Consider the following 20,323-nt stretch of genomic DNA (forward strand, 5'->3'; position numbering starts at 1 on the left):
CCATCGACCGTACCGCGCAGGCAAGGGGAGGGCACGCTGATGCTGCCTGGACTCGAAGTACTGGCCTGTCCGGAAATGGCCGTCTCCATGGACGTGATGAAGCACGTGGTGCAGGTGGAATCCTCGCGCAACCCGTACGCGATTGGCGTAGTGGGCGGCGCATTGGCGCGCCAGCCGCAGCGTTTGGACGAAGCAGTGGCGACGGCCAAGATGCTGGAACAGAATGGCTACAACTTCTCGCTGGGGTTGGGTCAGGTGAACCGCTACAACCTGGCCAAGTACGGCCTGAACAGTTACGAGAAAGCGTTCGAGACCTGCCCGAACCTGCAGGCGGCCTCGCGCATTCTCGCTGAGTGCCACTCGCGTTCTGGCGGCGACTGGGGCAAGTCGTTCAGTTGCTACTACTCGGGCAACTTCACCACCGGTTTCCGCCACGGCTATGTCGACAAGGTGTTCAACTCGATGCGGCGTGGCCAGATGGTGGCCGCCGTTGGCGGGGTGCAGCCGATCCGGGTGATCGACCGACAGGGCCCGCGTCCAGCCTCTGCCACGCGGCAGCCGCTACCGGAGCACGTCACGCGTTTGAACAACCGGATCGCCGGTTCGGCGTCGGCACCGGTAGTTGTTGCGCAGCCGGATGATCCGGCGCGCGCCTACGTGGTGTATCCCAATACGAATGACATGGTCCGTGGCAGCTTGCTGCGCACGGCCGACGGCGCCTTGTCGCGCGCGGTCATGGGCCTGGTGGATCGCGCGGTGCAGCCGCAGCAGTCCGCTCAGCCGGTGGCCGGCGGCATGTACGCCGAGCCGCCGCAGCAGCAGATGGCCGCGCCTGCGCCCGGATATGCGCAGCCGATGCAGGAGCAACCGGTACTGGTGCAGCCGTGGGGACAGCGCAACGCGCCGGCCCAAGGCGCCGCACCCGTCCAACAGGCGCCGCAGCAGCGGGCACCGCAGGGTCCGCCTGTCGATGATGCCTTCGTTTTCTGAACCTTTTTACCGGGGCGCCCCCGCACCCCTTCACCCGCAACATCCCTCCAGCACAGCAGAAGGAACGAAATCCATGAACAAGTCCCACATCGATCTGGCGCATGCCAAGCGCACCGCCAAGACCCTTGCACTGGCCACCGCCTTCGTTGGCGCTCTGTTCGTGCCGGAAGTGTTCGCGACCCCGGGTGGCTTTGCTGACACCGACAAGAAGGTCTGCGGCTTCTTCGACAGCATCAGCGGCCTGCTCAACATGGCCTCCATCGCCGTGGTCACCATCGCAGTGATCTTCGCCGGTTACCAGATCGCGTTCGCCCACAAGCGCATTTCCGACGTGTCGCCGATCCTGATCGGTGGCCTGCTGATCGGTGCAGCCAGCCAGATCGCCAAGATGCTGCTGGGTGACGGCGCTACCGAATGCACCGCCGCGCTGATCCAGGCGTCCAGCTCCTACTATGCATAAGAACGTCGTCTTCCGCGGATGCACACGGCCGGCGATGTTCCTCGGCGTGCCGTATGTCCCGTTCTTCATGGTCGCCGGCGGTCTGCTGCTGCTGTCCATGTACTGGAATCTGTGGGTACTGCTCGCGATTCCAGTAGCGGTTTTCATCATGCGGCAGATGGCAAAGCGCGACGAAATGATCTTCCGCTTGATGGGTCTGCGCCTGCAGTTCAAGTTCCGCGCGCGGAACCTGCAGGACCATGACGGCATGTGGGTGTTCAGTCCGAACGCGTATCGCAAGACCCCGGCACCGGACGACCATCGTCGTCCCGCGCGTCGGCGCTGACCGTTTTTCCAGCAGTACGTTTGTCCAGCGATCCAGGAGAGTTGCATGTTCAGTCCCGATACGTCGATCAGCGAGTTCATTCCCTTGTCCTCGCACGTTGCACCGTCTGTGGTGAAGACCACCGGCGGCGACTATCTGCTGACCTGGCACCTGGAAGGCCTGCCCTTCGTGGGCCGCGAAGAGTGGGAGCTGGAGCACAAGCACAACACGTTCAACCGGTTGCTGCAGTCCCTGCGTGCGCCTGACTTCGTCAATGTCGCCTTCTGGGTGCATGACGTACGTCGCCGCCGCAAGCTGAAGTCGCGCAGCACGTTCCGTGAGCGCTTCAACCAGGACGTGTCGGATGTGTACATGGACATGCTGTCCAGCCAGCGCATCATGCAGAACGAGCTGTACATGACGATGATCTACCGGCCCGTCGTGGCCGGTAAGCGCTTCGTGGAAAAATCGGGGAACGTCGAACGCCTGCAGGCCGAACAGGAGCAGGCGGTCGACAAGTTGATGGAGCTGGCGGGCAACGTGGAAGCGGTGATCCGTGACTACGCCCCGTACCGGTTGGGGATGTACGAAGCAGCCAACGGCGTGGTGTTTTCCGAAACGCTGGAGTTCTTCGGTTACCTGATCAACCGGATCGACGAACCGGTGCCGGTGCTGGCCGCGCCGGTCGCCGATTACCTGCCGGTCAGCCGGCACATGTTCTCGCCGAAGACAGGCGATTTCGTGATCAACACGCCAAACGGCGAGAACCACTTCGGCGCGATCCTCAACATCAAGGAGTTCGCCGAGGGGACCTGGCCGGGCGTGCTCAATGGGTTGAAGTACCTGGATTTCGAGTACGTCATCACCCATTCTTTCAGCCCGATGGGTCGCCAGGATGCACTGAAGATCCTCGACCGCACCAAGGGCATGATGATCTCCTCCGGTGACAAGGCCGTCAGCCAGATCACCGAGCTGGATTACGCCATGGACCAGCTGTCCTCCGGCAATTTCGTGCTCGGCGAGTACCACTACATCATTGCCGTGTATGCCGAGAGCCAGGTCAAGCTGGCCAACAACGTGTCGGCTACCCGCGCGGAACTGTCCAACGCCGGCTTCGTGTCGGCCAAGGAAGACCTGGCTGTTACTTCGTCGTTCTACTCGCAGATTCCGGCCAACTGGCGCTATCGCACCCGTCTGGCCAACCTGAGCTCGTTGAACTTCCTCGGCCTGTCGCCGCTGCACAACTTCGCCACCGGCAAGCAGCAGAACAATCCGTGGGGCGAGTGCGTGACCACGCTGCAGACCACCAACGGTCAGCCGTACTACTTCAATTTCCATGCCACCCACCCGGCGGAGAACTCGCTGGGCGAAAAGGCGATCGCCAACACCATGGTGATCGGCAAATCCGGTACGGGTAAGACCGCGCTGATCAACTTCCTGCTCAGCCAGGTGCAGAAGTACGATCCGGCGCCGACCATCTTCTTCTTCGATAAAGACCGCGGCGCGGAGATCTTCGTCCGTGCCTGCGGCGGCAACTACCTTGCGCTGGAGAATGGACGCCCGACCGGCTTCAATCCGTTCCAGTGTGAGCGCAACGAATCCAACGTGCAGTTCCTGGCCGATCTGGTCAAGGTGCTGGCCGGCAAGACGCAGTACAGCGCCCGCGAAGAAGAGGATATCTTCCGCGCCGTGGAGAGCATGCTCGATACGCCGATGCACCTGCGCAGCATGACCAACTTCCAGAAGAGCCTGCCCAACATGGGCGATGACGGCCTGTATGCGCGCATGCGCCGCTGGACGTCGGGCAACTCGTTGGGCTGGGTGTTCGACAATCCGGTGGACACCATCGACCTGACGCGCGCGAACATCATTGGCTTCGACTACACCGAAATAATCGACAATCCGGAAGTGCGCGTGCCGGTCATCCAGTACCTGCTGCACAAGCTGGAATCCCTGATCGACGGCCGTCGACTGATCTACGTGATGGACGAGTTCTGGAAGATCCTTGACGGCAGCGGCGGCCTGAAGGAGTTCGCCAAGAACAAGCAGAAGACCATCCGTAAGCAGAACGGCCTGGGCATTTTCGCCACGCAGAGCCCGGAGGACGCGCTCAACAGCGATATCGCCGCGGCGCTGATCGAACAGACCGCGACGCTGATCCTGTTGCCGAACCCCAACGCCAGCCGCGAAGACTATATCGAAGGCCTGAAACTGACCGAAGCCGAGTTCAAGGTCGTCACCGCCCTGGATGAACGCTCGCGGTGTTTCCTGGTCAAGCAGGGGCATGCGTCCAACGTCTGCCAGCTTAATCTTCGCGGTATGGACGACATTCTGTCGGTCATTTCAGCCTCGACGGACAATATCGATGTCATGCACCATGTACTCCATGACGCTGCATTGCGCGAAAAAGTGAGCGAGGCCGATCTCACACCGGAACAGTGGTTGGAAGATTTCTACAAGCAGCGGAAGGGATCGGGTAAGCCGGCCTCTTCCAGCAGGGAGCAGGCCGCATGAACACGAAACAGACTCACCGCATGGAGGTTCTCATGACTCGTCCGAATTCCAAGCGCCCGCGCACGGCGCGTCGCATGACCAAACTCTGCTCCAGCTTGGTGCTGGGCGCCTCGATGCTGTTCGCGACCAACGTCGGCGCCTCGGGTGTGCCGGTGTTCGACGGCGCGAACTGGTTCGAAAACATGTGGTCAAAGATCCAGTCCGGCGCAGAGTTCGCCAAGGATGAACTGCGCTGGGCCGAGCAGCTGAAGCGCTACACCGATGCGTTGGTGACGATCAGCGGGACGATCAACAACTTCGGCCTGCCGGCGGGTGCACCACTCACCACCGTGCCGGACAACTACATGGTGGCCGAGACCTGCGGCGGCGCCGATCTCAGCCTGACCGGTCTGTTCAAGCGTTTCGTATACCAGCCCGAGGGTGACTGGAAGGCCCAGCAGCAGACGATCTGCTCGCGCATCCGTGTCATCCGCAACCGCAAGTACAACGAGTCGATCGAGTTCGCCGGCGGCACCATGGCGCAGATGCAGGCCGCGCTGGATCGCATCAACAACCTGCGTACGGCGAGCAAACTGCTAGGCAATGTCACCGCAGTTGACAGCGAGTCGCTGCGCACGGCCAACGATATCGCGGTCAAGACGCGCGAGTGGGAGACGCGCATGAAGGCCTACGACGCGTTCATCTCCGTCGAGGAAGAGAACCTGAAAGTAATCGCGATGGGTGCGCTGAAAGGCAAGTCCAACCGGCTTGCGCGTGATCTGGTGAAGACGGCAGCCCTCAAGACTGCCCTCAGCATAAAGTAAGACCGCTGCATCACCGTTTGATGCGCAACGACAGGCTGTCGCTGGGCAAACAGGAATAATTTCCAAGGATCGCAGGAATGATGTTCAGGGCACTCGACAATTTCCACTTCTCCGACGGGTTGCTGCACCTGCTGCAGAACGTCGCACGCGTGCAGTCCTCCATCGGTGACTTCGTTTTCTTCCGCCTGATCCTGGATTACCTGGAAAAGCGGATCAGCGATTTCGGCGTGGCGTTGCTCGGCAACATGATGACTTGGGTAGGCGGTATCGCCCTCACCCTGATGACGCTTTGGGTGCTGGTGCAGGGTTTCCGCATCGTCACCGGCCGCAGCCGCGAATCCATGATGGCGCTGGTGACCGACATGGCGCGTGCCGCGCTGATTGTCAGTATCGCCACGAGCATGGCCATGTTCGGCACCAAGGTGCATGACTTCCTCGCCAACGACGTCAAGAACGAGATTTCGCAGGTCGTCACGGATTCGGACAAGAAGCCGGAGGACCAGATCGATGACGCGCTGGCGTGGATGCAGGTTGCCATGTCCAGCATCGACGCGATCAACGTGGCGGGTGATCCCGTACTGGCAGGCGACAAGAACCGCGCCATGATGCTGATTGCCCTCGGAACGGGTGGGCCAGCGGTCACTGCGGGCTCCATGCTGCTGCTGTATCAGATCGCTTTGGCGTTGTTCATCGGCCTTGGGCCACTCTTCATCCTCTGTCTGTTGTTCGACCAGACCAAGGCACTGTTCCAGAAATGGCTCTTCTACGGCATAGGCACGATGTTTTCACTGGCCGTCCTCGCAGCGATGGTGTCCATTGCGCTGGACATGGTGATCCGTGTCGCCGGTGCATTCTGGGCTACGGCTTTGGTTGATACCTTCCTGATGAATGGCAGCATGAGTGATGGCATGACCAGCCAGGCGATGCAGCAGGGTGGCATGGGCTTGATCCTGACGACGTTGATCTTGACCGCGCCGCCGATGGCAGCGTTCTTCTTCCAAGGGACTTTGGGTAGCTTTATGGCGTATTCGCAGATTGGTGGTAGTGCGGGACAGGCAGCGCCAGGGCCCCAGGGCCAGCCGCCTGGGTCGTATACGCCGGCTGCGCCGGTTACCAATCAATTCAACACGGAGCAGGGGGGCGGTGGTGTTCGCTCGATGTCTGGCGCGCCTCAGACCCCGGCGCCCTCCCAGTCCGGCAGTCGCGGTCTCGCAAATTAGAGGGTAGATAATGATTGCTCGTATGATGTCGTCGCGAACCTCTAAGAGGCTGCGTCGAGTCCGGAGTTTGCAAAAGCTCGCCCTTCTTAGTCTAGGTTTGGCGTGTGTCCAGCTTGCTTTTGCCGAAGGACGTTGCCCGCCTGGACAATTTCCGGTCGGAGGCGAGGGAATGCTGGGTTGCGCGCCGATCCCGCAGGCTGCTGCAGAGCCTGCTGCACCGCGTCCTACGGGCAGGTGGATTGAGACGTGGGGGGCCTTTGCAGTTTCAGGCACCACCGGCGGAGCCGCGACGGGCTTGCGAAGCAAGGCTGAAGCATCCAGAGCCGCTATCGCCGACTGTGCGAAGGATGGTGCCAGGAATTGCGAAGTGAAAATGACCTATAAGAATCAATGCATGGCGGCGATGTATTTTGGCCCCGGATACGAGAGCAGGCTTCGGTCCGCCGCAACGGCCGACATAGCTAGCCAAGGCTTGGAACGTGACTGTAGGGCGCAGGTTCCGAACGGCGTATGTGAAATCATCTACACCGGCTGTAGTGAGCCGATCTTCGAGAAGTACTAGCGCTCAATCAGTACTGCAATCGAATTTCAGCCCGTGAGGATGGATGTCTAAGCCAGCACGCTACTTCCAACTATTGGTCGCGCTTTCGGTGTTGGTCCTGCCTTGTTTCGCGGCCAGTGCCGAGGGCAACTGCCCTCCCGGTCATTACCCTGTTGGCGGACAAGGCGTCATGGGGTGTGCGCCGATATCCAATTATGGCGGAGCGCAGCCGGGTCAGCCTCAGCAGCCTGCGGTGGATCCTGGGCGGTATGAAGCGCGTTGGGGAGCGTTCGCACTCTCTGACACCACCACTGACGCGGGTGTTGCAGCAGACGAAGTGAGTCGCAGTGCGGCCGTTGCGACTGCGCTTGGAAAGTGCTCGCGCAATGGCGTGAAGGATTGCCGCGTCATCCTCGATTACAGCAGCCAGTGTGCCGCGTGGGTTGTGCCACCGGCTGATGTGCCTGGTGCGAAGGTGGGCTTGGGCGTTGGCAAGACGACCGAAGCGGCCATCGGGGATGGATTGATGAAGTGCAAGCCTGCTGCAGGCGGGACGTGCACGGTCGCTTACAGCGGTTGCAGTCTGCCAAAGTACATTCGCTGAGTGTTTGTTCCGTTCGAGGAGGGGGCGCAGATAAATGGGCTCCCGTCAGATGGACGGTTGACGGTGCAATCTGGCAACCTTGCCTTGCGCGTGGACGGACTACACCCTCAGCAAGCCTGAGGTAACGTTTTCAAGTAAGTTGCAATGCCTCGTAATTCCTCTTTAAGTCAGCCTAGGTAGGCGCGCCGGCGTGGTGGACAATGGAAGGGGTAAGGGCTTGCTTCTCGGGACAGTTGCGGTAGGGCGGGAACTGATGCAGCGCCGCAGCTGCATCGGGCTAGCGGATTGCCTTCTTTTTTTATGGAATGAGCAGTGTCCATGATCCTTAGAAATCCGGTGATGTCCTTTCTGGTCTCGATGTCCATAATGTTGACCGGGCATGTAGACAGAGCGGGCGCAGAAGGGCGGTGTCCGCCTGGCTCTTACCCTGTTGGTGGGCAGGGTGTTGGCGGTTGCGCGCCCATGGCCGCAGGCGGCGGTGCAGCATCATCGCAGCCGCGCGCGACGGGCCGATGGCACAAGACATGGGGCGCCATCTCCACTTCAACAACAGGTATGGTTGGCTTGTCGGTAGGTCGAATGAGCCGAGCCGATGCATTGGGTGAGGCGCAAGGCTACTGTGCCAGCAAGGGTGCCACTGATTGCCAAGGCTTCGCGTACAAGAACCAGTGTGTCGCGCTTGCCGACCCTCCCGCCAGAAGCGGTTACCCCAGCGGCGTCTCGACGGGAGCGACGGAAGAGGTGGCCAGGGCTGAAGCCATAAAACGTTGCGAGGGAAAGGGGGCGCCAAGCTGTACGGCGGTTTATAGTGCTTGCACCAAGCCAGTGTTTGAATATTACTGAGGGCCCAGCCCCTACGATGATCCCTCTCTCTCTTCAGGACAGAGCGGCGTAGCCCGCGAATAGTCGGCTCAAGTTTAACTTTTAGAAACTATGAGTAGAATGTGGGCGGTGTTCCTGGCGCCTGTAGCCATAATTTCTAATACGTTTAAGCTCGCCTACTCTGAGGGCAACTAACCGCCAGACCAGGCTACTGCTTTGCGGACGGTGTCGGCAATGGACCAGTTCTTCATGCGTGGCGCAATGATCGACGGCATGAGCAGCCAGACGCTGCAGCAGGGCGGTATGGGGCTGATCCTGACGACGCTCATTCTGACCGCTCCCCCAATGGCGGCGTTCTTCTTCCAGGGCACATTGGGTAGCTTCATGGCATATTCGCAGATAGGCGGTTCTCCCGCCGCAGCCCAGCCTGGGCCGCAGGGCCAACCGCCTGGCGCTTATACGCCGCCGGCGCCGTCGTCCGCACCCTCCAGTGCTGGCACGGGTGACCAGTACGCCGGCAGAGTTTTCTCTCCAAGCAACGTTGCGACACCGCCTCCGGAGATGGGCGGGCGTATGGGTGCGGCGAATCGAGGGCAGTGATGAACGTTTGCGAGGTGAAAACAGTGTCAACCGAACCGTTGCTGCAACCGGCATTGAGCGTCCTTTCACTTATCGGCGGCACCGTGCTGTTGTGGCTGGCACTGGGATCAGCGGCACCTGCTTTTGCGGAAGGGCGTTGTCCGCCAGGCAGCTACCCGGTCGGCGGTCAGGGCGTGGGCGGGTGCGCACCCACTGGCGCCGGCGCTGGCGGAAGCAGTGGGTCCAGCGTGCCGCGCGCTACGGGGCGGTGGCACAAGACATGGGGCTCTGTGGCCTCGTCTGGAAGCACTGGCGATGTCGGCACTTCGACGGGACGAGCGACCAAGAGTGACGCCGAACAGCAGGCAGTTTTGCAATGTCAGCGTGGTGGCTCGCCTGACTGTCATACCTCCATCACCTACAAGAATCAGTGCGTCGCAGTCGCCGGCCCACCGCCAGGTATGCGGGGCGGCGGGGCCGGCAGGGCGGGCACCGTCGAGGATGCCTCCCGACGGGCGCTGGCGGAGTGCGCGAAAAACGCAGCAGCAGCATGTTCGATAAAGTACTCAGACTGCAGTAAGCCGGTTTACGAGTATTACTGATCTATCTCGGATGATTGGATAGCAATGTCCGTAAGGCCGCACACGCCGCTGCCCATGTTCTGTCTGGCAGCGGCAATATTCGCGCTCGGGCTGTCTCGGGTTTCCTGATGGCAGACAGGCAGCCCGGTTGGGACTCAGGCATTCATGCTGCGCGCAGCTACTTGGCTCTGCTCGATCTGCATGTCACGCTCCTGCGAGGCCACCTGCTGCGTGGGCTGCTGTGATGCCACTCGCTCGCTGGACTGCGCTGGCCAATTGCCGGCGTGGATTACCGGACTGTGATATCCCGAATTGAATGGCATCTCCGCTGTCGGGGAGCTGAGGAGAGAAAGATGATCGAAAAGTTTGCTCTTTTAGTCCTGCTGGCTGTGTCCGCGATGCTTCCCTTCGCAGCCAGCGCGGAAGGCCGCTGTCCGCCGGGGCAGTTTCCCGTAGGCGGGCCTGGCATGCTGGGTTGCGCACCTACCGGGGGCGGCGCACCGTCACCCCTCGCTGAGGCGTGGACCGCGCCATGGGGCGCCATCGCGACCTCACCAACACAGTTGGCCATGGGCGTTTCCAACACCCAGAACCGTAAGCGGCGCGCGGAGCGGGAAGCGCTGGATCAGTGCAAGCGCAGTGGTGCGAAGGACTGCGTGATACGCGTGAGCTATCAGAATTCCTGCGTGGCGGTCGCGTCGCCGCCGGAGCCGACACCACAGCATCTTGTGGTCGGCAGAGCATTCACCCTCGAGAATGCGATCACAACGGCGACGGCCGAATGCTTCCTCCAAGGTGTGGGGGAATGCAAAGTAGGGTACTCGGATTGCTCGGTCGCGGTGCGTATACGCTGATTGCGATGCGCCGCGTGGGCCGGGTGTTGCCCGGCCCAACGCATCTGTAAGACGACTTCAGGCATTCATGCTGCGTGCTGCCGCTTGGCTCTGCTCGATCTGCATATCGCGGTCCTGCGACGCCACCTGTTGGGCAGCCTGCTGCGACGCGACGCGTTCGCTGGACTGATCCAGCGGGATGTTCATCGCTTCAGTCGTCGCCACCGACACACGCAGGTGCGCTGGATCGTTCACTTCACCCTGCACCCCGAAGGTGCGCGAGGCATCGTTGCTCATCAGCACGTTGTCGATACGGGTACCGCCATTGGCATGCATTTCCGCCGCCAGGCTGCCAGCCAATTGGCCCGTGTGCTGATCCGGCGTACGCCCCGCGCGCAGGTCCTGCGCTTCCACGCCGCGCAGGGCGTCCTGGAACAGCAGGTTGCCGGGGTGGCCGGGGCTGTCCATGCGCATGGCGCCGTCGCGCTTGTGCGATTCTTCTTCGGCCGCCTTGCGTGCGGGTTCGCCGGGGTCAAGCGGGCCGCGGATACGGTCGTAGATGTCCACTGCGTTGCCGATACCGCCGCGCGTGGCCGTAGTGAGGCCGCCACGCAGAAACTCCAGCTTGTCGCGGTACTCGTCGATCATGCCCGCGTTCTGCTTCGCCAACGCTTGCGAGGCTGGATTGTCCAGCACGGACCCTTCGTTGAGGAAGTTGCCCATTTTGTGCGAATCCAACGAGCGGCCGGCGGCCAGCAGGGCAGAGTCGGGCATCAGGAAGCCGGCAACGGCGCCGTTCCGGAAGCCGGATCCGTACAGGTTCTTGATCTCGGTCTCATTGGCGTAGACCTTGACCTGGCCATAGTGGCCGGAAGCCGCGCTGACCGGGTCGGCGGACATCACGTGGTTGACCATCGCATTGCCGCCTTCCGGAATGCGGTAACCCAGGCTGGCTGCGCCATAGGCGTTGAAGGTTTCGCCCTTCAGGCCGTGGTGGTGCGCAGAGATCTGTGCGAGCGAGCCACCGAGCGAATGGCCGGTGACCGTGACATCCAGGTGCTGTCCGCTACGGGTTTCTTCGCGCTGTGCGAACTGATTGGCCCGTGCGGTCAATGCAATCGCATCGTCGGCCTGCAGGTTGGTGCGGGCGACCACCATGCCGAGGTCGGTGACCACATCGTGCAGCGGCTGCTCGGTGCCGCGATGGGCGACGACGATTTCGTTGGTATCCACCCGCTGGTAGATGAAACCCTGGTAGCCGTTCTTGTTGTTGACGTGCTCCAGGATGCGGTAGGTATGGTCACCGATCGGGACCACCTCCGCTTCATCGGGCGCCCAGCGGCCGACAGCGCGATCCTTGTAGGCATCATCGGCGAGTGCGGCGTAATCCTGGCTGCGCAGGCTCATGAGCGCGCCTCTTTACCGGTCAGCGTCACCGAGAACAGTGCGTCACGCAGCTCGGGTTTGAAGCCCTCCGGAGCGTCTTTTCCGTAATCGGCGTAGTTGTCCATCTCGTCGCGCGGGTAGCCGAGGTCGGCGTAGTGCTGGGTTTCCCGCTCACCCTTCACGAAACGGTCCGCATCGATGAAGGACACGAAGCGGGTCTCACCCTCCGCACCCGTAGCCTTCAGCGTGGCGCCGGCTCCACTGAACTTCCACTGGCAGACGCCGCGATCGTAGTAGTCCTCATCCAGCATGCGATCGAGGTAGACCGTCCCTTGGTACTCCGTGTCGGAGATTTTCTTCAGCTCTACCGGTTCCTGGCTGGTGATGCGGCCCGCGCGGCCGGTCGCCTGCACGATGCGCCCGCATTCCTGCTCGTTGACGACGTCGTACTGGGCGGTGCCGTTGACCACGGTGAACGGGCCAGGCGCATCGTCGATTTTCAGTACGAACTCGTAGGCTTGGCGTGGGGCGGGGTTGAGCTTGGCCAGCCCGCGGCCGCCCTGTTCAACGTCCTGTTCTGCGGTAGCGATTTCCTGATTCATGGCGGTCTCCGAATGGCAGGCAGTAAGAAGCAGCAACACAGCGCACGGCAGAAGTGATCGGCGCACTGGGGGCCTCCTGGATGGTGGGGGGAAAAGTGAAGCAGGTAGGGTCATGGGGCAGCACTCACGGGCGCGCCTCTTTACCCATCAGGGTGGCTGAAAACAAAGACCCGCGCAGTTCCGGCTTGAAGCCCTCCGGCGCTTCCTCACCGTAGTCGGCGTAGTCGTTCAGCGATTCGCGTGGATAGCCCATGTCAGCGTAATGACGGGTTTCGGTCTCACCCTTGATGAAGCGGTCAGCTGGGATGAAGGACAGGAAGCGGGTCTCGCCGTCGGCACCGGTTGCCTTCAGCATGGCGCCCGCTCCGCTGAACTTCCACCGGCAGACGCCGCGATCGTAATAGTCTGCGTCGAGCATGCGATCCAGATGGACTGTGCCGTGGTACTCGGTGTCGGAGATCTTCTCCAGCGCGACCGGTTCCTGGCTGGTGATGCGCCCGGCGCGTCCCGTCGACGCCAGGATGCGTCCGCATTCCTGTTCGTTGATGACGTCGTACTGGGCACTTCCTTCAACCACCGCGAACGGGCCGGGCGCATCGTTGATCGTCACGACGAATGCGTACGCCTGGCGGGGGGCAGGATTCAGCGCGGCGAGCCCGCGGTCGCCCGTGTCCTGCTGCTCCACCCCGGAGTGACAGGCGGCAAGCAGCATGAGGACGAAGCAGGGCAGGACGGTGTTTCGCATGGAAAGCGTCTTCGCGGACCCGGTAAATGGCAATGAGGAGCGATCAGGCATGCATCTGCCGCGTTGCGTTCTGCTGCTGGGCCAGCTGAAGCTCCTGTTCCTGGCCCATGCGCTGTGTGGCTGCGTGCTGCACGCGCTCGCTGCTCTGTTCCAAGGGAACCTGCATCGCCTCGGTGGTGGCCACGGAAACCCGCAGGTGCGCCGGGTCGTTGGCCTGGCCCTGCACGCCGAAGGTGCGCGAGGCATCGCTGCTCATCAGCACGTTGTCGATGCGGGTGCCGCCGTTGGCGTGCATTTCCGCCGCCAGGCTGCCGGCCAGCTGGCCGCTGTGCTGGTCCGGCGTACGGCCGGCGCGCAGGTCCTGTGCTTCCACGCCGCGCAGCGCGTCCTGGAACAGCAGGTTGCCGGGGTGGCCGGGGCTGTCCATGCGCATGGCGCCATCGCGCTTGTGCGCATCTTCTGCTGCCTTGCGGGCCGGTTCACCCGCATCCAGCGGGCCGCGGATGCGGTCGTAGAGGTCCACGGCGTTGCCGATACCGCCGCGGGTGACGCTTGTCAGGCCGCCACGCAGCGACTCGAGTTTCTCGCGGTAGCCGCCGATGAGGCTTTCGTTCTGCTTGGCCAATGCCTGCGAGGCGGGGTTGTCCAGCACCGAGCCTTCGTTCAGGAAGTTGCCCATCTTGTGCGAATCCAGCGAGCGCCCGGCCGCCAGCAATGCCGAATCGGGAATCAGGAAACTGGCGATCGCGCCATTGCGGAAGCCGGATGCCCGCAGCGTATTGATCTCTCCTTCGGTTGCGTAAGTACGCACCTGGCCATAGTGGCCCGACGCCGCGCTGACCGGATCAGCTGCCATCACATGATTGACCATGGCGTTGCCGCCTTCCGGGATGCGCAGGCCGAGGCTGGCCGCGCCATACGCATTGAAGGTCTCGCCCTTGAGGTCGAAATGGTGTGCGGTGACCTGGGCCAGCGCGCCGCCCAGCGAATGCCCGGTGACGCTGACCTCGGCGGCCCGTCCGTTCAAGGAGGCATTGACCTCCGCCTGGGCTACCGCTCGCTGGGTCAGGGCAATGGCGTCCGGCGCCTGTTGGTTGGTTCGCGAGAGCACCATGCCGGCGTCGGTCACCACGGCATCCAGCAGGATTTGCTCGGTGCCACGGTGCGCTACGACAACTTCGCCGGTGTCGGCGCGCTCGTAGACGGTGCCTTGGTAACCCGTGTTCCTGTTGTTTACATGCTCGATGATCTTGTAGGCATGGCCATTGAGCGTGACCAGCTCGTCCTTTGCCGTGTCTCGGCGGCCAACGGCGTAATCCTTGTACGCATCATCGGACAGCGCAGCATAGTCCTGGCTGGTCAAGCTCATGGCGTGACCTGACGCGCGGAAAGCTGGACAGAGAACAGTGCCTGTCGCAGCTCGGGTTTGTAATCGCCAGGAGCGGCCTCACCGCCTGCGCGGTAGTCGGGCAATGAAGCAGCGCGTGGGTACACGGCATTGGCGTAATAGCGCGTCAGTGGCTCTCCCTTGGTGAAAGCCGGGGATTCGAGGAACGCAGTAAAACGGGTTTCGCCCTCCGCACCGGTGGCCTTCAGCACCGCGCTGGCGCCGCTGAATTCCCAGTGGCAGACACCGCGGCCGTAATAGTCTTCGTCCTGCATGCGGTCCAGGTAGACCGTGCCTCGGTACTCGCCCTCGGAAATCCTGCGCAGCTCCACGGGCTCCTGGCTGGTGATGCGTCCGGCGGTTTCGGTCTCGGGTTGTATACGCCCACACTGCGCTTCGTTGGTTACATCGTATTGCGCGACCGCTTCGACAAGGTTGATGGGCCCCGGCGCGTCCTGGATCTTCAGTACGAGCTCATACGCCTGTCGCGGAGCGGGATTGAGCTTGGCCAGCCCGCGGCCGCCCTGTGCGACGTCCTGTTCTGCGGTGGCGATTTCCTGGTTCATGGCGGTCTCGGAGTGGCAGGCAGTAAGCAACAGCAAGGCGAAGCAGGACAGGATCCGCATGTGAATGGAAAACCTCTTCGCGGATCCGGTAAATGGCAGTGAGGGGCGATCAGGCATGCATCTGCCGCGTTGCGTTCTGCTGCTGGGCCAGCTGAAGCTCCTGTTCCTGGCCCATGCGCTGTGTGGCTGCCTGCTGCACGCGCTCGCTGCTCTGTTCCAGAGGAACCTGCATCGCCTCGGTGGTCGCTACGGAAACGCGCAAGTGCGCCGGGTCGTTGGCCTGGCCCTGTACGCCGAAGGTGCGCGAGGCATCGCTGCTCATCAGCACGTTGTCGATGCGGGTGCCGCCGTTGGCGTGCATTTCTGCCGCCAGGCTGCCGGCCAGCTGGCCGCTGTGCTGGTCCGGCGTACGGCCGGCGCGCAGGTCCTGTGCTTCCACGCCGCGCAGCGCGTCCTGGAACAGCAGGTTGCCGGGGTGGCCGGGGCTGTCCATGCGCATGGCGCCATCGCGCGTGTGCGCATCTTCTGCTGCCTTGCGGGCCGGTTCACCCGGATCCAGCGGGCCGCGGATGCGGTCGTAGACGTCCACGGCCACGCCCGGCACGCCGCGCGCGCCGGTGGTGACCGCACCGCGCAGCAGTTCCACCTTGTCGCGGTACTCATCGATCATCCGCGCGTTCTGCTTGGCCAGCGCCTGCGTGGCAGGGTCGTCCAGCACCGAGCCGCTGTCAGCGAAATTGCCGAGCTTGTGCGCGCCCAGCGAGCCGCCGGCGGCGACCAGCGCCGAATCCGGAATCACGCCGTTGTACCACTTGTTGCTGAAACCGGCGTTGCCCAGCGTGCGGATCTCATCGGGCCTGGCGTACAGTCGCACCTCGCCGTAATGGCCGGACGCGGCGCTGACCGGATCCGATGCCATGGCGTGGTTGATCACGCTGTTGCCGCCTTCGGGAATGCGCAGGCCCAAACTGGCGGCGCCGTAGGCGTTGAAGGTTTCGCCCTTCAGGTCGAAGTGGTGGGCGGTGACCTGGGCCAGCGCTCCGCCCAGCGAGTGCCCGGTGACGCTGACTTCCGGGGCCCGGCCTTCGTTCTCGCCGATGTGCTTGGACAGCGCGACCGCACGCTGGGTCAGCGCGATGGCATCGTTGGCCTGCAGGTTGTAGCGCGCCAGCACCATGCCGCCATCGGCAAGCACGGCGTCCTGCAGGATCTCCTCGGTGCCGCGATGGGAGACGATGATCTCCCCGGTGTCTTCGCGCTGGTAGATCGTGCCCTGGTAGCCGTTCTGCCGGTTGTTTACGTGCTCCAGCACCTTGTAGTTGTGCCCATTGAGCGGCACCACTTCTTCCTGGCCAGGCGCGCGGCGGCCGACCTTGTGGTCTTCATAGGCATCGGCGGAAAGCGCGGCGTAGTCGCGGTGGGTGAGCGGCATCAGCGCACCTCATGGGCGGTCAGGGTGGCGGTGAACAGCGCATCCTGCAGTTCCGGGCGGAACCGCGACGGGTCTTCGTGGCCGGCTTGGCCGAAGTCCGGCACCGACTCCACGCGCGGGTAATCGCGGTCCGGGTAATGGCGGGTCAGTGCCTTGCCGGCGATGAACGTGTCCGCTTCGATGAACGAGGTGAAGCGGGTTTCGCCCTCGGCGCCGGTGGCCTTCAACATCGCGCCGGCACCACTGAACGTCCATTTGCAGACACCGCGGCCGTAGTAATCCTCATCCAGCATGCGGTCCAGGTACACCGTGCCGCGGTACTCGGTATCGGACACCTTCTTCAGCTGCACCGGTTCCTGGCTGGTGATGCGCGCGGGCATGCCGGTGGCCGGGACGATGCGGCCGCATTCCTGCTCGTTGGTGACGTCGTACTGGGCCACGCCTTCCACCACGGCGAACGTACCGGGGGCATCGGCGAGGCTCAGCACCAGCTCGAACGCCTGGCGTGGGCTGGGATTGAGCTTGGCCAGGCCGCGGCCGCCGTTTTCGACGTCCTGTTCGGCGGTGGTGATTTCCTGGTTCATGGCGTTCTCCGGGTGGCAGGCGGTGAGGAGGAGCAGGGCAGCGCACGGCAGAAACGTTCGGCGCACGGGGGGCCTCCTGGCTGCGGATGGGAAGGGGGGAGTCGATGCGGTCATGCTGTGGCCACGGAAGCCGAGCGCGCCGGTGGCAGGCGCAGAGCAGGGCGCATGCGCGGGAACGCGGGGTTCGAACCGGCGTGCGGGGCTGCGATGTTGTCTCCATTCCTTGGCGACATGTGCTCGATTCGTGATGGTGAGACGTACGTTTTACCAAATTGGCGTTCCGATTGCGTCAAAGTGTTGGCGCGCGGGTAGCGGGATTGCATCGGCATCGCCGAGCCACGCTCGGCGGAATGCCCGATCCCAGCCGGATCAGCCGCACTGCAGACCCCCGCCGAGCGTGGCTCGGCGCTACCATGGCCTGGAGTTTCGAAGGCCATCACGTGATCAGGGGAACCGTTTGAATCCGCAGGAAGATGCCATTGACCGCGTGCCTGTCGAGCACGAGGCGTTCCTGCGTAGCCAGCTGATCACCTACATCGGCAACAAGCGGGCGCTGCTGCCCTTCGTGGAAGCTGGCATCGTGCATGCGATGGCGTGTCTGCAGAAGCCGACCATCCATTTCCTGGATATGTTTTCCGGTTCCGGCGTAGTGGCACGGCTGGCCCGGCGCTATGCCGCGACCCTGCACTGCAACGATCTGGAGCGGTACAGCGAGGTAGGCAACCGCTGTTATCAAGCCAATGCGCAGGAGGTGGACACTGCTGCGTTGAGGGACGAGCTTGACCGAGTGGCCCGCCGCGTTGCGCAGGATAGCGCGCCGGGCTTTCTCTGCGAGCTGTACGCTCCGCGCGACGATGACAACATCGAGCCCGGTGAGCGGGTGTTCTATACGCGGCGCAACGCGATGTTCCTGGATACCTTCTGCCAGGTTGTAGCCGATACGCCGGAGGCGTTGAAGCCATTCCTGCTGGGGCCGGTGCTCGCCCAGGCGTCGATGTACACCAATACGTCCGGCGTGTTCAAAGGCTTCCACAAAAACCGCGAGGGCATTGGACAGTTTGGCGGCAGTGCGCGCAATGCGTTGTCGCGGATCCTGCGGCCGATCGAGGTGCAGCCGCCGGTGTTCAGTCGCTTTGCGTGCGAGGTGCAGTTGCATCGCCGCGATGCCAATGCGCTGGTGCGCGAGCTGGGCGTGGTGGACGTGGCCTACTTCGATCCGCCCTACAATGAGCATCCGTATGGTTCGAACTACTTCATGTTGAACCTGTTGTGTGACTACCAGCGGCCGTCGCAGGTGAGTCGGGTGTCGGGCATTCCCACCGACTGGAATCGGTCGGACTACAACAAGGCCCGTCTGGCCGAGTCCGCGCTGTTCGACGCGGTGGCGCAGGTGCGGGCGCATTTCGTGTTGATTTCGTACAACTCCGAAGGGTTCATCAGTCACGAGCGGTTTGTGGCGGGGCTGGAGGGCATGGGGGCGTTGAGCGTGATGGATACCCGCTACAACGCGTTCCGCGGAAGCCGGAACCTGGCAGCGCGGGATACGCATGTGACGGAGTTTCTCTATCTGTTGGACAAACGGTGAACCACATCCGGTAGTGACGGCCGCTGGCCGTCATGGTTGTGCCTTCCGCTGCGCTCGCCGAGCGTGGCTCGGCGCTACCAAGGGGCAGGGTAGTGATGGCCGCTGGGTGCCATGCTCGGCGGCCCTGCAGCCGCCCGCGTACAATGGCCGCCATGCCTGATACTGCCCGCCCCAAATCCGTCCTGCCCGCTTCCCAGGTCCATATGGAGGGCTTCGCGCAGGTGCGCGAGGCGCGGCGGTCCGAGCTGGTGGAAGATTATGTGGAACTGATCGCCGACCTGATTGCCGATGGCCGCGAGGCCCGCCAGGTGGATATTGCCAGCCGCCTGGGGGTGGCCCAGCCGACGGTGGCCAAGGCGCTGAAGCGGCTGGTCAAGGAGGGCTGGGCGATCCAGCGGCCGTATCGCGGGGTGTTCCTGACGCCGGCCGGCGAGCAGCTGGCACGCGATGTCCGCACCCGTCACCAGACCGTGGAGCGCTTTCTGCTGGCACTCGGCGTGGATGCCGATTCGGCGCGACGCGACGCCGAGGGGATCGAGCACCATGTGAGCGAAGCGACGCTGGCTGCGTTCGAGGCGTTCCTGCAGAAGGCGGGCCGCCCATGAGCAACGCATTGCCGGTGCACGACGCCGACGAGCACTGGATGCGCCATGCGCTAGCCCTGGCCGAGCGCGCGGAGCGCGAGTTCAACGAGATCCCGGTTGGGGCGGTGCTGGTCAGTGCACAGGGTGAGGTGCTGGGCGAGGGCTGGAATCTCAACATTGCCGAGCACGATCCCAGTGCGCATGCAGAGATCGTGGCGATGCGGCGGGCGGGGAGGGCGCTGCAGAACCATCGGCTGATGGGCAGCACGCTGTACGTCACCCTGGAGCCGTGCGCCATGTGTGCCATGGCGATCGTGCATGCGCGCGTGGGGCGCCTGGTCTACGCGGCCACTGATCCGAAGACCGGCGCCTGCGGCAGTGTGTTCAACCTGCTCGGCGATGCGCGGCACAACCATCGGGTCGAGATCCACGGCGGCGTGCTGGCGCGCGAAGCCAGCAACCGGCTGACCAATTATTTTCGTGCCAAGCGCGGGCGCCCGCTGCTTGCGTTGGACGCGCCGCCTGCCGACGCAGGCTGAAGGGCGCGGTATCATGGCCGCATCCATTCATGGCGCGGTCGTCCGGCCCGCCCTCAGCGAGGAAGCACGATGGCCGACACCGGCGCAGGCAATGACCGATTGATCTGGATCGACCTGGAAATGACCGGGTTGGATACCGACAACGATTCGATCATCGAGATTGCCACGGTGGTCACCGATGCCCAGCTCAACGTGCTTGCCGAAGGCCCGGAGTTCGCGATCCACCATCCGGTGGAGCGGCTGGAGGCGATGGACGAGTGGAACCGCAACCAGCATCGCCGTTCGGGCCTGTGGCAGCGCGTGGTCGACAGCCAGGTCACCCTGGGCCAGGCCGAAGCGGCGACGGTGAACTTTCTCAGCGAGTGGATCAGTGCCGGCGCATCGCCGATGTGCGGAAACTCGATCTGTCAGGACCGCCGCTTCCTGCACCGCGAGATGCCGCGGCTGGAGAAGTACTTCCATTACCGCAACCTGGATGTGTCCACCATCAAGGAGCTGGCCAAGCGCTGGGCCCCGACGGTGGCTGCGGGCGTCGGCAAGAACAGCAACCACACGGCGCTGAGTGATGTGCAGGATTCGATCAACGAGCTGAAGCATTACCGACAGTTCATGGGTGCGTTGGCGGGGCTGCCCCACTGAAGGTTAGTGACGGCCGCTGGCCG

General features: G+C 63.1%; 20 protein-coding genes and 1 pseudogene. 14 read left to right on the top strand and 7 right to left on the bottom strand.

Annotation, left to right across the window (positions count from 1 at the left end):
* The first annotated feature begins 39 nt into the window (after window positions 1-39).
* The 10 genes and pseudogenes from ICJ04_RS08240 (at window position 40) to ICJ04_RS08295 (ending at window position 10,272) form a co-directional block, all read left to right on the top strand.
* Entirely contained in the window at window positions 40-990 is a 951-nt protein-coding gene (locus tag ICJ04_RS08240) for a lytic transglycosylase domain-containing protein (RefSeq protein WP_188327017.1), read from the top strand.
* A gap of 73 nt (window positions 991-1,063) precedes the next feature.
* Entirely contained in the window at window positions 1,064-1,450 is a 387-nt protein-coding gene (locus ICJ04_RS08245) for a TrbC/VirB2 family protein (RefSeq protein ID WP_188327018.1), read from the top strand.
* Window positions 1,443-1,775: a VirB3 family type IV secretion system protein gene (locus ICJ04_RS08250; protein WP_188327019.1), complete on the top strand. Its 333-nt coding sequence runs from the start codon at window positions 1,443-1,445 to the stop codon at window positions 1,773-1,775. Before ICJ04_RS08245 ends, ICJ04_RS08250 begins: the two co-directional genes overlap by 8 nt.
* A gap of 45 nt (window positions 1,776-1,820) precedes the next feature.
* On the top strand, window positions 1,821-4,268 hold the full coding sequence (locus ICJ04_RS08255) for a VirB4 family type IV secretion/conjugal transfer ATPase (RefSeq protein ID WP_188327020.1): 2,448 nt from the start codon (window positions 1,821-1,823) through the stop codon (window positions 4,266-4,268).
* Window positions 4,269-4,300: 32 nt separating this feature from the next.
* Window positions 4,301-5,071, top strand: a complete 771-nt coding sequence (locus ICJ04_RS08260) for a hypothetical protein (protein ID WP_188327021.1) — start codon at window positions 4,301-4,303, stop codon at window positions 5,069-5,071.
* 77 nt (window positions 5,072-5,148) lie between these two features.
* Window positions 5,149-6,291 carry a type IV secretion system protein gene (locus tag ICJ04_RS08265; protein WP_188327022.1) on the top strand — a complete coding sequence of 381 codons (1,143 nt, stop codon included), beginning with the start codon at window positions 5,149-5,151 and terminating at the stop codon, window positions 6,289-6,291.
* A gap of 1,607 nt (window positions 6,292-7,898) precedes the next feature.
* Complete coding sequence (locus ICJ04_RS08280) at window positions 7,899-8,279, top strand: DUF4189 domain-containing protein (RefSeq protein ID WP_223203055.1); 381 nt, start codon at window positions 7,899-7,901, stop codon at window positions 8,277-8,279.
* Between the two features lie 246 nt (window positions 8,280-8,525).
* A pseudogene (locus ICJ04_RS18295) lies at window positions 8,526-8,858 on the top strand (type VI secretion protein); the annotation flags it as partial.
* Window positions 8,858-9,439, top strand: coding sequence for a DUF4189 domain-containing protein (locus ICJ04_RS08290; protein ID WP_188327025.1), 582 nt, complete (start codon window positions 8,858-8,860; stop codon window positions 9,437-9,439). The pseudogene ICJ04_RS18295 and the gene ICJ04_RS08290, both read left to right, overlap by 1 nt.
* 332 nt (window positions 9,440-9,771) lie before the next feature.
* Window positions 9,772-10,272 carry a DUF4189 domain-containing protein gene (locus ICJ04_RS08295; RefSeq protein WP_188327026.1) on the top strand — a complete coding sequence of 167 codons (501 nt, stop codon included), beginning with the start codon at window positions 9,772-9,774 and terminating at the stop codon, window positions 10,270-10,272.
* Between the two features lie 57 nt (window positions 10,273-10,329).
* Here ICJ04_RS08295 and ICJ04_RS08300 read toward each other — a convergent pair whose 3' ends face one another.
* From ICJ04_RS08300 to ICJ04_RS08330, 7 genes are all read right to left on the bottom strand, one after another.
* Complete coding sequence (locus ICJ04_RS08300; RefSeq protein WP_188327027.1) at window positions 10,330-11,658, bottom strand: XVIPCD domain-containing protein; 1,329 nt, start codon at window positions 11,656-11,658, stop codon at window positions 10,330-10,332.
* Window positions 11,655-12,305, bottom strand: a complete 651-nt coding sequence (locus tag ICJ04_RS08305; protein WP_188327028.1) for a hypothetical protein — start codon at window positions 12,303-12,305, stop codon at window positions 11,655-11,657. Before ICJ04_RS08305 ends, ICJ04_RS08300 begins: the two co-directional genes overlap by 4 nt.
* A 58-nt stretch (window positions 12,306-12,363) precedes the next feature.
* Window positions 12,364-12,951 (bottom strand): hypothetical protein, encoded by a 588-nt coding sequence (locus ICJ04_RS08310; RefSeq protein WP_188327252.1) that lies wholly within the window; start codon window positions 12,949-12,951, stop codon window positions 12,364-12,366.
* Window positions 12,952-13,027: 76 nt separating this feature from the next.
* On the bottom strand, window positions 13,028-14,353 hold the full coding sequence (locus ICJ04_RS08315; RefSeq protein WP_188327029.1) for an XVIPCD domain-containing protein: 1,326 nt from the start codon (window positions 14,351-14,353) through the stop codon (window positions 13,028-13,030).
* Window positions 14,350-14,997 carry a hypothetical protein gene (locus ICJ04_RS08320; RefSeq protein WP_197974676.1) on the bottom strand — a complete coding sequence of 216 codons (648 nt, stop codon included), beginning with the start codon at window positions 14,995-14,997 and terminating at the stop codon, window positions 14,350-14,352. Before ICJ04_RS08320 ends, ICJ04_RS08315 begins: the two co-directional genes overlap by 4 nt.
* A gap of 49 nt (window positions 14,998-15,046) precedes the next feature.
* Window positions 15,047-16,369 (bottom strand): XVIPCD domain-containing protein, encoded by a 1,323-nt coding sequence (locus ICJ04_RS08325; RefSeq protein WP_188327030.1) that lies wholly within the window; start codon window positions 16,367-16,369, stop codon window positions 15,047-15,049.
* The gene (locus tag ICJ04_RS08330) at window positions 16,369-17,019 is read right to left on the bottom strand and encodes a hypothetical protein (protein WP_188327031.1); all 651 of its coding nucleotides are present in this window, start codon (window positions 17,017-17,019) and stop codon (window positions 16,369-16,371) included. Before ICJ04_RS08330 ends, ICJ04_RS08325 begins: the two co-directional genes overlap by 1 nt.
* A 391-nt stretch (window positions 17,020-17,410) precedes the next feature.
* On the opposite strand from ICJ04_RS08330, the gene ICJ04_RS08335 reads away from it, so the two are divergent.
* The 4 genes from ICJ04_RS08335 (at window position 17,411) to orn (ending at window position 20,300) form a co-directional block, all read left to right on the top strand.
* Window positions 17,411-18,538, top strand: a complete 1,128-nt coding sequence (locus ICJ04_RS08335; RefSeq protein WP_223203018.1) for a DNA adenine methylase — start codon at window positions 17,411-17,413, stop codon at window positions 18,536-18,538.
* Window positions 18,539-18,690: 152 nt separating this feature from the next.
* Entirely contained in the window at window positions 18,691-19,143 is a 453-nt protein-coding gene (gene mntR, locus ICJ04_RS08340) for a manganese-binding transcriptional regulator MntR (RefSeq protein ID WP_223203019.1), read from the top strand.
* A complete protein-coding gene (tadA, locus tag ICJ04_RS08345; protein ID WP_188327033.1) occupies window positions 19,140-19,661 on the top strand; it encodes a tRNA adenosine(34) deaminase TadA in 522 nt (173 codons plus the stop codon). The genes mntR and tadA overlap by 4 nt, the downstream gene beginning before the upstream one ends.
* A 69-nt stretch (window positions 19,662-19,730) precedes the next feature.
* Complete coding sequence (gene orn, locus ICJ04_RS08350) at window positions 19,731-20,300, top strand: oligoribonuclease (RefSeq protein WP_188327034.1); 570 nt, start codon at window positions 19,731-19,733, stop codon at window positions 20,298-20,300.
* The last annotated feature ends 23 nt before the right edge of the window (window positions 20,301-20,323 follow it).

Origin of the sequence: Stenotrophomonas sp. 169, assembly GCF_014621775.1 — a bacterium.
Classification (GTDB): Bacteria; Pseudomonadota; Gammaproteobacteria; order Xanthomonadales; family Xanthomonadaceae; genus Stenotrophomonas.

Coding starts and splice junctions, on each gene's coding strand:
- ICJ04_RS08240 (WP_188327017.1), top strand. CDS start 40: ATGCTGCCTGGACTCGAAGTACTGGCCTGTCCGGAAATGGCCGTCTCC.
- ICJ04_RS08245 (WP_188327018.1), top strand. CDS start 1,064: ATGAACAAGTCCCACATCGATCTGGCGCATGCCAAGCGCACCGCCAAG.
- ICJ04_RS08250 (WP_188327019.1), top strand. CDS start 1,443: ATGCATAAGAACGTCGTCTTCCGCGGATGCACACGGCCGGCGATGTTC.
- ICJ04_RS08255 (WP_188327020.1), top strand. CDS start 1,821: ATGTTCAGTCCCGATACGTCGATCAGCGAGTTCATTCCCTTGTCCTCG.
- ICJ04_RS08260 (WP_188327021.1), top strand. CDS start 4,301: ATGACTCGTCCGAATTCCAAGCGCCCGCGCACGGCGCGTCGCATGACC.
- ICJ04_RS08265 (WP_188327022.1), top strand. CDS start 5,149: ATGATGTTCAGGGCACTCGACAATTTCCACTTCTCCGACGGGTTGCTG.
- ICJ04_RS08280 (WP_223203055.1), top strand. CDS start 7,899: ATGGCCGCAGGCGGCGGTGCAGCATCATCGCAGCCGCGCGCGACGGGC.
- ICJ04_RS08290 (WP_188327025.1), top strand. CDS start 8,858: ATGAACGTTTGCGAGGTGAAAACAGTGTCAACCGAACCGTTGCTGCAA.
- ICJ04_RS08295 (WP_188327026.1), top strand. CDS start 9,772: ATGATCGAAAAGTTTGCTCTTTTAGTCCTGCTGGCTGTGTCCGCGATG.
- ICJ04_RS08300 (WP_188327027.1), bottom strand. CDS start 11,658: ATGAGCCTGCGCAGCCAGGATTACGCCGCACTCGCCGATGATGCCTAC.
- ICJ04_RS08310 (WP_188327252.1), bottom strand. CDS start 12,951: ATGCTGCTTGCCGCCTGTCACTCCGGGGTGGAGCAGCAGGACACGGGC.
- ICJ04_RS08315 (WP_188327029.1), bottom strand. CDS start 14,353: ATGAGCTTGACCAGCCAGGACTATGCTGCGCTGTCCGATGATGCGTAC.
- ICJ04_RS08320 (WP_197974676.1), bottom strand. CDS start 14,997: ATGCGGATCCTGTCCTGCTTCGCCTTGCTGTTGCTTACTGCCTGCCAC.
- ICJ04_RS08325 (WP_188327030.1), bottom strand. CDS start 16,369: ATGCCGCTCACCCACCGCGACTACGCCGCGCTTTCCGCCGATGCCTAT.
- mntR (WP_223203019.1), top strand. CDS start 18,691: ATGCCTGATACTGCCCGCCCCAAATCCGTCCTGCCCGCTTCCCAGGTC.
- tadA (WP_188327033.1), top strand. CDS start 19,140: ATGAGCAACGCATTGCCGGTGCACGACGCCGACGAGCACTGGATGCGC.
- orn (WP_188327034.1), top strand. CDS start 19,731: ATGGCCGACACCGGCGCAGGCAATGACCGATTGATCTGGATCGACCTG.